The organism is Helicobacter pylori (assembly GCF_003637685.1).
GTDB lineage: Bacteria > Campylobacterota > Campylobacteria > Campylobacterales > Helicobacteraceae > Helicobacter > Helicobacter pylori_CJ.
In genome coordinates this window covers 1-11,453 of sequence record NZ_MVWW01000004.1, presented here as the reverse complement: position 1 = coordinate 11,453, position 11,453 = coordinate 1, and the positions used below count along the sequence as shown (strand labels likewise).

General features: G+C 38.9%; 12 protein-coding genes. 6 read left to right on the top strand and 6 right to left on the bottom strand.

The window, feature by feature from the left end:
* Positions 1-26: 26 nt before the first annotated feature.
* Entirely contained in the window at positions 27-1,355 is a 1,329-nt protein-coding gene (locus EAL44_RS03745) for an anaerobic C4-dicarboxylate transporter (RefSeq protein WP_121074860.1), read from the bottom strand.
* Between the two features lie 57 nt (positions 1,356-1,412).
* On the opposite strand from EAL44_RS03745, the gene EAL44_RS03740 reads away from it, so the two are divergent.
* Positions 1,413-2,438, top strand: coding sequence for a type II asparaginase (locus EAL44_RS03740; RefSeq protein ID WP_276206208.1), 1,026 nt, complete (start codon positions 1,413-1,415; stop codon positions 2,436-2,438).
* Positions 2,439-2,483: 45 nt separating this feature from the next.
* On the opposite strand, the gene EAL44_RS03735 is transcribed toward EAL44_RS03740, so the two are convergent.
* The 3 genes from EAL44_RS03735 to EAL44_RS03725 all read right to left on the bottom strand — a co-directional run bounded on the left by EAL44_RS03735 (position 2,484) and on the right by EAL44_RS03725 (position 4,034).
* The gene (locus EAL44_RS03735; RefSeq protein ID WP_121074854.1) at positions 2,484-2,927 is read right to left on the bottom strand and encodes a hypothetical protein; all 444 of its coding nucleotides are present in this window, start codon (positions 2,925-2,927) and stop codon (positions 2,484-2,486) included.
* A gap of 195 nt (positions 2,928-3,122) precedes the next feature.
* Positions 3,123-3,584 (bottom strand): sialic acid-binding protein, encoded by a 462-nt coding sequence (locus EAL44_RS03730; protein ID WP_121074851.1) that lies wholly within the window; start codon positions 3,582-3,584, stop codon positions 3,123-3,125.
* A 27-nt stretch (positions 3,585-3,611) separates the two neighbouring features.
* Positions 3,612-4,034 (bottom strand): DUF1104 domain-containing protein, encoded by a 423-nt coding sequence (locus EAL44_RS03725; protein ID WP_121074848.1) that lies wholly within the window; start codon positions 4,032-4,034, stop codon positions 3,612-3,614.
* Between the two features lie 264 nt (positions 4,035-4,298).
* Between EAL44_RS03725 and EAL44_RS03720 the strand changes: the two genes are divergently transcribed.
* The 5 genes from EAL44_RS03720 (at position 4,299) to EAL44_RS03700 (ending at position 9,183) form a co-directional block, all read left to right on the top strand.
* Positions 4,299-4,931: a LysE family transporter gene (locus EAL44_RS03720; protein ID WP_121071106.1), complete on the top strand. Its 633-nt coding sequence runs from the start codon at positions 4,299-4,301 to the stop codon at positions 4,929-4,931.
* 69 nt (positions 4,932-5,000) lie between these two features.
* Positions 5,001-6,803: a DNA polymerase III subunit gamma/tau gene (locus EAL44_RS03715; protein ID WP_121074845.1), complete on the top strand. Its 1,803-nt coding sequence runs from the start codon at positions 5,001-5,003 to the stop codon at positions 6,801-6,803.
* The gene (tsaE, locus tag EAL44_RS03710) at positions 6,800-7,201 is read left to right on the top strand and encodes a tRNA (adenosine(37)-N6)-threonylcarbamoyltransferase complex ATPase subunit type 1 TsaE (protein ID WP_001202505.1); all 402 of its coding nucleotides are present in this window, start codon (positions 6,800-6,802) and stop codon (positions 7,199-7,201) included. The genes EAL44_RS03715 and tsaE overlap by 4 nt, the downstream gene beginning before the upstream one ends.
* A gap of 12 nt (positions 7,202-7,213) precedes the next feature.
* Entirely contained in the window at positions 7,214-7,936 is a 723-nt protein-coding gene (gene lptB, locus EAL44_RS03705) for an LPS export ABC transporter ATP-binding protein (RefSeq protein ID WP_000353241.1), read from the top strand.
* 2 nt (positions 7,937-7,938) lie between these two features.
* Positions 7,939-9,183: an RNA polymerase factor sigma-54 gene (locus EAL44_RS03700; RefSeq protein WP_121074842.1), complete on the top strand. Its 1,245-nt coding sequence runs from the start codon at positions 7,939-7,941 to the stop codon at positions 9,181-9,183.
* A gap of 11 nt (positions 9,184-9,194) precedes the next feature.
* On the opposite strand, the gene EAL44_RS03695 is transcribed toward EAL44_RS03700, so the two are convergent.
* Both EAL44_RS03695 and EAL44_RS03690 read right to left on the bottom strand, forming a co-directional pair.
* Positions 9,195-9,899 carry a Fic family protein gene (locus EAL44_RS03695; RefSeq protein WP_121074839.1) on the bottom strand — a complete coding sequence of 235 codons (705 nt, stop codon included), beginning with the start codon at positions 9,897-9,899 and terminating at the stop codon, positions 9,195-9,197.
* Entirely contained in the window at positions 9,899-11,119 is a 1,221-nt protein-coding gene (locus tag EAL44_RS03690) for an HD domain-containing protein (RefSeq protein WP_121074836.1), read from the bottom strand. Before EAL44_RS03690 ends, EAL44_RS03695 begins: the two co-directional genes overlap by 1 nt.
* Positions 11,120-11,453 lie beyond the last annotated feature (334 nt).

The window sequence follows — 11,453 nt, the reverse complement described above, 5'->3', positions numbered from 1 at the left end:
CAAGCTTTTATCGTTGATGATAAAATCTACAAAACTAACGGTGCGACAACAAACCCTAACGCTACACTCAAAGACACGACTAAAACTCCAGGGATCAAAAACGCATGATCGAACACATAACGGCCCATTTTAGTGGTGCCGGTGTTATCCATAGCGATCGCTCCTAGTAAAGTGGGGTAAGTGGGTAACACAAACAACGCTGAAACGCTCGCAAAAGAAGCCACGATAATATACAAATGCTCCGTATGATTAGCGCTAATGCCTAAGGCTGTGATCACGCTTGGGATGAGCGCTTTAGAGGTGGCAGCTTGCGAATACAAAAGCATGGAAGCTAAAAAAAGCGCCACAGCCAATAAAAACGGGTAATCAGCGATCAAAAAAGAAGCGTATCGCTTGATTTCATCTATATGATTGCTCACAAAAGTATCGCCTAGCCATGCCACGCCCAACACGCACACGCACGCTTGCATGCCGGATTTAAACACGCTTGAATGAGCGATTTCATTAGCGTTGATTTTGCAAAAAATCACAATGAAAGCCGCCACGCTCAACATGAAAGACACAATCGCGTAATCTCTGCCTAAAACCACCGGGCTGATCAAAGCGATATTTTTAGAAATTGCGCTCGCATAAAAAACGATCGCTACAACCCCGCCGATAAAAATCCATAACGATAATTTCGCGCTTTTTGAAGTTTCTTTTTCTTCTTTGATTTTAGGGGGCGAAATTTTGCCCGCTTTCAAACGCTCTAAATAATGCGGATCGCTGTCTAATTTCAAATCAGTAAAGCCCATAATAAACGCCGTGAGCATGCACGCTAAAAAAGTTGTAGGGATCCAAACCATTAAAAGGGTGAGATAATTCGCTCCTAAAGGCTCTAAAATACCGCTCATAAACACCACCGCCGCGCTCACCGGGCTTGCGGTAATAGCGACTTGACTGGAGACTACCGCTAAGCTTAAAGGCGCTTTGGGTTTGATGTTTTGGCTCTGGCTCACTTCCACAATCACCGGAATCAAAGAAAAAACCGTATGCCCGGTGCCGGCTAGTATCGTTAAAAAATACGCTACGCTGGGCGCTAAATAGTTGATTTGCTTGGGGTGTTTCCTTAAAATTTTTTCAGCGATTTGGACTAAGTAATCCAAGCCCCCCGCTTTTTGCATGGCACTGATAGCGCTAATGACTGCCATGATGATTAAAATCACATCAAAAGGGATTTTGCCCGGGTTTAGCCCCAAAAATAAGCATAAAACAAGCACGCCCAAGCCTCCCGCATAGCCCACTCCCAAGCCCCCTAGTCTTGCCCCTAAAAAAAGCGAAAAAAGTAACACGATAATTTGAAAAAAGGTATCCACAACCAACTCTTTTTAAATTTATTTTAACAACGATTTACTATACTACAAAATCTTTAAATCCTTTTATTTTGTTTGAAGGGGCAAGTCATGGCTAAATATTTACCCACCATCGTTTTACTAGCGACAGGGGGGACGATTGCCGGGAGCGGCGCAGGCAAGAGTTTGGGCCGTTATAAGAGCGGTGAGTTGGGTATCATAGAGCTTTTGAAGGCTATCCCTAATCACCTTATTAAGATCGCTCGCATTCTAGGGGAGCAGATTTCTAACATCGGCTCACAAGACATGAATGAAGAAGTGTGGTTCAAACTCGCTCAACGCACCCAAGAATTGCTCAATGATAGCCGTATTAAGGGCGTGGTGATCACGCATGGCACGGACACTTTAGAAGAGAGCGCGTATTTTTTAAACTTGGTTTTACGCTCCACAAAACCGGTCGTGCTAGTAGGAGCGATGCGTAACGCTTCTTCTTTGAGCGCGGATGGCGCTTTGAATTTATACAACGCGCTGAGCGTAGCGATCGATGAAAAAAGCGCGAATAAGGGCGTGTTGGTGGTGATGGATGATAGTATTTTTAGCGCTAGAGAAGCGATTAAAACGCACACCACCCACACTTCCACCTTTAAAGCCTTAAATAGCGGCGCGATAGGGAGCGTGTATTATGGCAAGGCACGCTATTACATGCAGCCTTTAAGAAAGCACACCATAGAGAGCGAATTTTCCATTTTAGAGCTCAACCCCCCCTTGCCTAAAGTGGATATTATTTACACGCATGTCGGCATGACCCTTGATCTATTCCAAGCGAGCCTAAACTCGCATGCAAAAGGCATTGTGATAGCTGGGGTGGGTAACGGGAATGTGAGCGCTGGGTTTTTAAAAGCGATGCAAGAAGCGAGCGAAATGGGGGTGGTTGTTGTTCGTTCTAGCAGGGTAGGTAGCGGTGAGATTACTTCAGGCGAGATTGATGACAAGGCCTTTATCACAAGCGATAATTTAAACCCTCAAAAAGCTAGGGTGCTTTTACAACTCGCTCTAACTAAAACGAATGATAAGGCAAAAATCCAAGAAATGTTTGAAGAGTATTAAAACACTCTTTTGAATGGTTTGCAACGCTGAAGCGGTTTTAGATTTTTATTTTTTGATTGGAATTTTATCAAATTGTGGTTGGGGGTAGAAGTCGCCTTTAATCGTAAATTCAGCGTTTGTTACCAAATCTATAACATTGAAATCCAAAGTTACTTGTTTTATCACACACTGAAACCCTGTGTCGTCTTTTAAAGTGCATCCGCCTAAAATAGGATTTTGCTTCCTTGCGTTAAGCCATGTCTTATAGGCTGGGCTTGTTTTAAGAATGGGGATTTTAATTGTGATTGGTAAGAAAATATTCATGCTTACTACGGTTTGTGCGGCAGCTGGTAACCTTTTGACTATCTCATCTTCCATTTCCACGCTCATCTGTTCCTCGCCTAAATCAAAAGGCGTTATATCAAAGGCACTATTGTTGCTAAAGACGGCCGTGTTAAATACACGATCTAAAATATTCATTTCACTATTTGGGTTATATGTATAATCCATAATAATATCCTTTATTAAAAAATTTAAATGGCTAAAATTATACAATACTCTATTTTAAAAACCAACAAATACAAATTACTAGTGATATTTGTTACGATAGCTAACAGAACGCATTTATCCCAAACGCTAAAAGCGTTTAGGATTTCTGCTTAAAGAATTTGAAGCTTTGATAGAAAAAGTGGTGTGGTTTAAGCTTTATTTCTCATTTTCGCCATGATCATCATGATCGTGATCTTTTTTGCCTTGTTCTTTGCCATGCCCTTTGCCATGTTTGTCATGACCACCACGTTTATGGTGTTTATGTTTTTTTCCATGATCGCATGATCGCAACCCCAAATCATCATCCATGTCTTTCATGTTGCCTTTTTTAAGCGCTTCTTTAACGGCTTTTTGGCGGGCTTCAAAATCCGCTACGGTCATGCTGTCTGTGTTTTTAACCGCGTATTCATGCAATTGTTTATGAAACGCCTTTCTCTTATCTTCAGGCATCTTTTCCATGCGCATTTTTAACTCTTTTGTGTAATCCACAACATCTTGAGGAGCGACAATGCCAGCCATTTTAGCTAAATCTTCATCGCTTGTTTTGCTGAAATCTTTGGCGTTTAAAGCCACAAATAACAACGCACTAACAGAAAGTATTTTCAACGCTTTTTTCATATTTTTCCTTTTAAATTAAATTTTATCTCACTTAGGAGAGCAATGTTCGTCTTTTTTCTTAACAGCCCTACACCAAACTTTTCTCGTATCACCACTGCAAACGCTCACATTAAGCCCTTTTGCCTTAATTTCTTCATCGCTTAGACCTTTGGTTTTTTCTTCTAATTCTTTACGCACTTCTTCACGCATTTTTTTGAAATCCTCTTCACTCATTTTGGAAAGATTCTTCCTAGCGATCCGGCTGAAATTCGTGCGGAATTTCTTAGCGTCTTCAGCTTTTAAAGCTTTAAGGCGTTTAGACACTTCCATGCGATAATCAATCGCTTCATTAGAAGGCAGAGTGCCTGCTAATTTTAAAAGTTCCTCGTTTTTGAGTTGCGAAAAATCCCTAGCGCCTAAAACCTGTAATCCAAGCAAAGCTAAAAGGCAAAAAGCCAAACTCCTTCTCATTCCCAATTCCTTGTTGTCTAAATTTTTGCCGCATGACGACAGCAAATCTTGGCATTCTACCATGTTAATTTTAACTTATTCTCAAACGCTTTTAAGAGCGGTAAAAAATGGGGTTTTTAATTTTAATAGCCATTGTGTCATCATTTAACTTTTAATTTATAAAGGTCGTTTTAAACCCTAAAATTTTAAAATACCCTTTTGGATGATTGGTTTGTATGGCGTTGGTAGTTTTTGGCTTATTTTGAGTGAAAGGATTTAAGCAAGATGTTTGTGGTTTTTATAGAAGGTTTTGGTTTAGCGATTTCTTTGTGCGCGGCGGTGGGGGCGCAATCCTTGTTTATTATAGAGCGAGGCATGGCTAGGAATTATGTGTTTTTGATTTGCGCTCTGTGTTTTATGTGCGATATTGTGTTAATGAGCATGGGCGTGTTTGGCGTGGGGGCTTATTTCGCTAAAAACCTTTATTTGAGCTTGTTTTTGAATTTATTTGGGGCAGTTTTTACCGGATTTTACGCTTTTTTAGCTTTAAAAACCCTTTTTCAAACCTTTAAAAAGAAGCAAGTCCAAACTCCCAAAAAACTATCTTTAAAAAAGACCTTATTATTCACTTTAGGCGTTACCTTACTCAACCCTCAAGTGTATTTGGAAATGGTGTTTCTCATTGGCGCGAGCGCTTTGTCTTTTAACTTAGTGCAAAAATTTGTCTTTCTAGCCGGCACTTTATCGGCTGCCCTTTCTTGGCTTTTATTGTTATGCACCCTGTCCTTACGCTATGGCTCTAAACTTTTAAACAATCAAAAAATCTTTATGGGCGTGAATCTCTTTGTAACCGCTATCATGGGGACGCTTAGTATTAATTTATTTAAAGATTTTTTAGTGCTATTGAGCAAAACCTAAAAAGGGGCTAGTTTTTAAGTCATTTTGCATTACAATACTTCTAAATGAGTTTTAAGGATTACAATCAATATGCAAGTTTTAGCGTTAAAATACCGCCCCAAACATTTTAGCGAGCTAGTCGGTCAAGAGAGCGTGGCTAAAACGCTTTCTTTAGCCCTAGACAACCAGCGTTTGGCTAACGCTTATTTATTCAGCGGGTTAAGAGGTTCGGGTAAAACCAGCTCTTCTAGGATTTTTGCTAGGGCTTTAATGTGCGAAACAGGGCCAAAAGCCGTGCCTTGCGATACTTGCATCCAATGCCAGAGCGCTTTAAACAACCACCACATAGATATTATAGAAATGGATGGGGCGTCTAATAGGGGGATTGATGATGTCCGTAACCTCATAGAGCAAACGCGTTACAAACCAAGCTTTGGGCGCTATAAAATCTTTATCATTGATGAAGTGCATATGTTCACCACTGAAGCGTTTAATGCGCTTTTAAAGACTTTAGAAGAGCCTCCTAGCCATGTGAAATTCCTTTTAGCGACAACGGACGCTTTGAAATTGCCCGCTACCATACTCAGCCGCACCCAGCATTTCAGGTTTAAAAAAATCCCTGAAAATTCCGTTATTTCTCATTTAAAAACCATTTTAGAAAAAGAACAAGTGAGCTATGAAAACAGCGCGTTAGAAAAACTCGCTCACAGCGGGCAAGGGAGTTTGAGGGATACGATCACTCTTTTAGAGCAAGCCATCAATTATTGCGATAACGCTATCACAGAAAGCAAAGTGGCTGAAATGTTAGGGGCGATTGATAGGAGCGTTTTAGAAGATTTTTTCCAAAGCCTAATCAATCAAGATGAAGCGCGATTACAAGAGCGTTATGCCATTTTAGAAAATTATGAAACCGAGAGCGTTTTAGAAGAAATGATGCTTTTTTTGAAAGCGAAATTATTAAGCCCTGATTCGTATTCCATTCTTTTAATAGAGCGCTTTTTTAAAATCATTATGAGCAGTTTGAGCCTTTTAAAAGAAGGGGCAAATGCTAGTTTTGTGCTGTTGTTATTGAAAATGAAATTCAAAGAAGCTTTGAAGCTCAAAGCCCTAGACGATGCGATTTTTGAATTAGAGCAAACCCCTTTCAATCAAAACCCTAGCATAAGCTATAACGCCCCTAAACAAGAACCCAAAAGCACAGAAAAAATAGAACAAGCAGAAAGAATAGAGGGAACAGAAAAAAGAGAAAAGCTAGAAAAAAGAGCGAGCGCAGAAACCCCACAAACTCCCATGCTTTCAGCTAAAGATCGCATTTTCCACAACCTTTTCAAACAAGTCCAAACATTGGTTTATGAGCGCAATTACGAATTAGGGGCGGTGTTTGAAAAAAATATCCGTTTCATTGATTTTGACAGCCAGACTAAAACCTTGACTTGGGAGTCTTTAGCCACTGATAAGGATAAAGAGCTTTTAAGAGAGCGTGTTAAAATCGTGAAAAGTATCGTTGATAGCGTTTTTGGCAAGGGCGAAAATATCAAAATCGCTTTAAAAAATCATTTGGAAAATAAAAGCGCTCCAGAAGAAACTAAAGAGGTTAAAGATTTTAAAATCTCTTCTTTAAGGGAAAAAATTTTACCCCAACCAACCACCGAAACCACGGCTGAAATGCAAGAAAATGAAACTAAAGAGGCGGTTAAAAAAGAAACTAAAGAAAAAGAGATTCAAAAAAAAGAAATTAAAGAAAACGACACTAAAGAGGTTAAAGAAAAAGAGGTTCAAGAAACCCAACCCAAAGAGGCCCCTACAGCCTTGCAAGAATTTATGGCTAACCATTCCAATCTCATGGAAGAAATTAAGAGCGAGTTTGAAATCAAAAGCGTGGAATTGTTATGAGAGCGAATTTAGACGAGTTAGACAAAGTGGCGGCTGCAATTTTAAAAGATGATTTTAAGGGGGTGGTGCTTTTAAAGGGCGTTGTGGGGAGCGGTAAAACGACTTTAGTTCAAGCGTGCTTGAAACACTTGGGGTTAGACATTCAAGCGACTTCGCCCACCTTTAGCTTGATGCATGCTTATAGCGAGAGCGTGTTCCATTATGATTTTTACATGCGCGATTTAAAGGCTTGCTTGGAGCTTGGCATGTTGGAGTGCTTGTTAGAAAAGGGGATCCATTTTGTGGAATGGGGCGATGAAAAATTAGAAAAAATTTTAAAAAAATACGATTTAGCTATTAAGGTTGTGGAAATCAAAACCGAATCAACTAGCCGTTTTTATACGATAAAGATCGCTTAAAGGGTCGCTTGAATGGATATTTTAAAAGCAGAGCATTTAAACAAACAGATTAAAAAAACCAAAATCGTTTCAGATGTTTCTTTAGAAGTGAAAAGCGGCGAAGTGGTGGGGCTTTTAGGGCCTAATGGGGCGGGTAAAACCACCACCTTTTATATGATATGCGGGCTTTTAGAGCCTAGTGGGGGGAGCGTTTATTTAAACGATGTCAATTTAGCTAAATACCCTTTACACAAGCGTTCTAACTTAGGCATAGGCTACTTGCCCCAAGAATCCAGCATTTTTAAAGAATTGAGCGTGGAAGAGAATCTAGCCCTAGCAGGGGAGAGCACTTTTAAAAACTCTAAAGAGAGCGAAGAAAAAATGGAAAGCTTGCTAGACGCTTTTAATATCCAAGCCATAAGAGAGCGCAAGGGCATGAGCTTGAGTGGGGGAGAAAGAAGGCGCGTAGAAATCGCTAGGGCTTTAATGAAAAACCCTAAATTCGTATTATTAGATGAGCCTTTTGCGGGTGTGGATCCGATTGCGGTGATTGACATTCAAAAAATCATTGAAAGCCTGATTGGATTAAACATCGGCGTGTTGATTACTGATCACAATGTGCGAGAGACTTTGAGCGTGTGCCATAGAGCGTATGTGATTAAAAGCGGCACGCTTTTAGCGAGTGGGAACGCTAATGAAATTTATGAAAACGCTTTGGTGCGTAAGTATTATTTAGGGGAAAATTTTAAGGTATAGACATGGCGATCTTACGCGCAAACCTTAGCCCTAAAAACAAATTAAACGCCACTTTAAAAGGATGGCTCCCCATTTTACAAAGCGAGCTTGAAGATTTAGAAGAAGTGTTGAAACAAAACGCTTTAGATAACCCTTTAATCAAAATTGAAAACAAACGCATCAAAAATTTTAGCGATCGTTTTAGCGCTAAAAAGAGTAGCGATCATTTAGAAAATTTCGCAACCGCTTCTAAAAGCCTTTTTGAAACTTTAGAGACTCAAATCATTCCCCCTCTCTTTCCCACTGAAACCTCTCAAAAAATCGCTATGGATATTATCAGCGGGTTGAATAATGAGGGGTATTTTGAAGAAAATGTTGAAGAAAGGGCTAAGATTTTAGGGGTAGAGAGCGAAGTTTATGAGAAAGTGCGCAAGCGTTTTAGTTACCTTAATCCCGCTGGCATTGGCGCTAAAGATGTGAAAGAGGGCTTTTTATTCCAGTTAGAGGGTAGGGAATTAGACAATAACGAGCTTTATGAAGAGGTGCGAAAAATCATTTTAAATTTAGAAAAGCACCATGAATTTTCTAAAGATCTTTATTATGAAAAGGCTTTAAAGATTTTAAAATCCTTTAAAAACCCCCCAGCCATTGAGTTTTTAGAAAAAGAAATAGAGATCATTCCTGAGATTTTTATTTTAGAAGTGGACAATGAAATCATCGTGCGTTTGAATGATGAGAGCTACCCGACGATCAGTTTAGAAGAAAATCGCTTTGAGAATAGCGATTATTTGAAAGAAAAACTAAAAGAGGCTAAAGATTTGATTGATGCGTTAAATTTAAGAAAAGCCACGATTTATAAAATCGGTCTGATGCTTTTAGAGTATCAATACGATTTTTTTAAGGGTAAGGAATTACGCCCTTTAAAGCTATTAGATTTAGCCAATGAATTTAACCACTCTGTAAGCACGATTTCAAGGGCCATTTCTAATAAATATTTGGCATGCGAAAGGGGGGTTTTCCCCATTAAGCATTTCTTTAGCATCGCCTTAGACAATAGCGAGACTTCAAACGCTGTGATCAAAGACTATCTTTTAGAATTGATTAAAAACGAAGACAAAAAAGAGCCTTTGAGCGACGCTAAGATTTTAGAACTCATTGAAGAAAAATTCCATTTGAAAATGGTAAGAAGAACGATCACCAAATACCGCCAACTGCTCAACATCGCTTCTTCAAGCGAAAGGAAAAAGCTCTATTTGATGCGCGCTTGAAAACCATGATTTTAGGGCTTATTCTTATTTAATACCATTTGCCCTTGTATGCGTGTGAGTTCGAACTCTTGGGATACTTTGGCGAGTTGGTATAAGATTTCTGTATTATGCGTGTCTAAAGCCTTAATGTAAGCTTCTTTTTGTTCTTTGGTGATCATAAATGGTATTAAGTTTTGCTCTAAAACGCTATAAAAGATTAGCATTCTGCCCACCCTACCATTACCATCGTTAAAAGGGTGTATCCTTTCAAACAAAATGTGTTGTTCTAAAATAGCTTTTAGTTTTTCTTCTTTATCTTGTAAGGTCTTCATCTTATAATTGAGGTTATCGCACCATTCTTTCATAGCCATAGGCGCTTGAAAATGGGGGGTCGTTTCAAAACTATCTCCTAAAATGGTATTATCAGTCGTTTTGAAAGCCCCCTTATTAGGGAGTAAAAAATTCATTAAAATCCCATGCAACTCTCTTATAAAAAAGCTATCAACGCTTTGTCCTTTATCCAGATTTTCTAATAGAAAGAAGAGCATGTTTTGATAGTTTTTCACTTCAAAGAAGGCTCTTTGGGGCATTTCTCTAGGAATGTATTCAGTGGTTAAAATACTTATAGTTTCAGCAAGGCTCAAAGGATTGTTTTCAATAGCGGTGCTATGATGTGCTGTGCGAATGGTTAAATCCATAGCGTAATCGTTAAATTCTAATAATTCTTTATAGTTCATTACTTAAAATCCCTAAACAATTTCCCTAAATCCAAATCAAGCAGTTCTGTTTGGGATCGCAATTCTAAAAGGTTTTGAGCCCCTTTAATCAAATCGTTACTGGAAATGCCATGAGAAAGAGAGATTTGAGCTTCTAAAAACGCACTCAAATGATCGCACACCTTCAAAAGCTCCCCACAAACCCCAAAATATTCATCGCTGTTATAAAGCGTGAACAATTCTTCAGCGTCTTTAGTGAAAACGATTTGATGAGACTTGTCTTTGTAGCGGTTTTTAAACTCGTTTTCGGTGAAATATTTCAAATCTTCTTGAACGCCCAAAGACACAAAGGAATAGACTTTGTTTTGCATTTCCTTTTTTTCAATTTCTTTAATGCAGTGATCAAGCCCTGCAACGCTTTGTTTGATGGGTGTGATAATGTCTCGGGTTAAAATCTCGGGTAAATCATGGAAAAGCCCGCCCAAAAAATGATTGATCCGCATGCTTTTACAAGCTTTTAAATCAAAGCTCAATAAATACCCCATAATCGCCACGCATAAGGTATGCCCTAGGACACTGGTTTGTGGCACTCTTGGAGTTTGGCTCCAGCGCTTTTGGAAACGCAACTGCCCAAACATGCTCACCAATTTTTTCAAATCTTCTTTTTCCCCAAAAAGCCCTTCAAACAAATGCTCGTTATTGTGGAGTTGCTTGTCAATTTTATCTTTAATTTCTTTCACGCCATACATGTTGGGGTTAAAATGATAAATAATATCAAACTCCCACTTAGACGCATAAAAATGCGCGCTCTCTAAAATTTGAGTTTCTAAAATTTGGGGTCTGTGGCTTAAATACTCTTTGAGTTCCTCTAAAGAAAAATACGCACTGATTTCATCTTGCAAGCTTTGCGCGACATAGGAGGCTAATTCTTGGCTGTGCGTTTGTTGGAGAGCGTAAAAAATAGGGGGTTTAATATCGGTTAAAACCAAGCGCTCCAAAAACTCAAAGCAAAAGAACTTGATTAAAAGATCTAAATCTAAATCTTTACCCCTGTCTTTTGAATCTTTAGCGAGCAAATACGCAATCATCGCTTTATGGGCTTGCTTGTCTAATTCCACAAATTCCAAAGGGCATGCTTGGTCATTCCAGCGCCTAATAGACGCGCCCGCAAACACACGCCTTAAAAATTGAGTTTTGAGTTTAGGGGCTTTTAGGGGTTTAATAGGATGAGCCGCATACATAACTTTCCTTTTTATACTATTTTGAATATTAAAGCTATGATCTTATTAAAAAATATTGATTCGATCGCACAGGTTTGAAAAATCTTAGCGTATCATTATCAACACTAACTTAAATCTTATTATAAGAAAAAAAGACAAAAATAAGGCTTTTATTTAAAAAAATATTATTTCTGTCAATGGATTTCGCGCTTAATGGATTTCACACTCAAAACACCCACCCGTAATTAAAAAACACCTTAAAATGGCTAGCCCCTTCATTGAAAACAAAAGAGTTCGTGTAATCGCTACCACTAGAAACGACGCTAGCTTTTCTTTGGATTAAAGGGATGCTAAT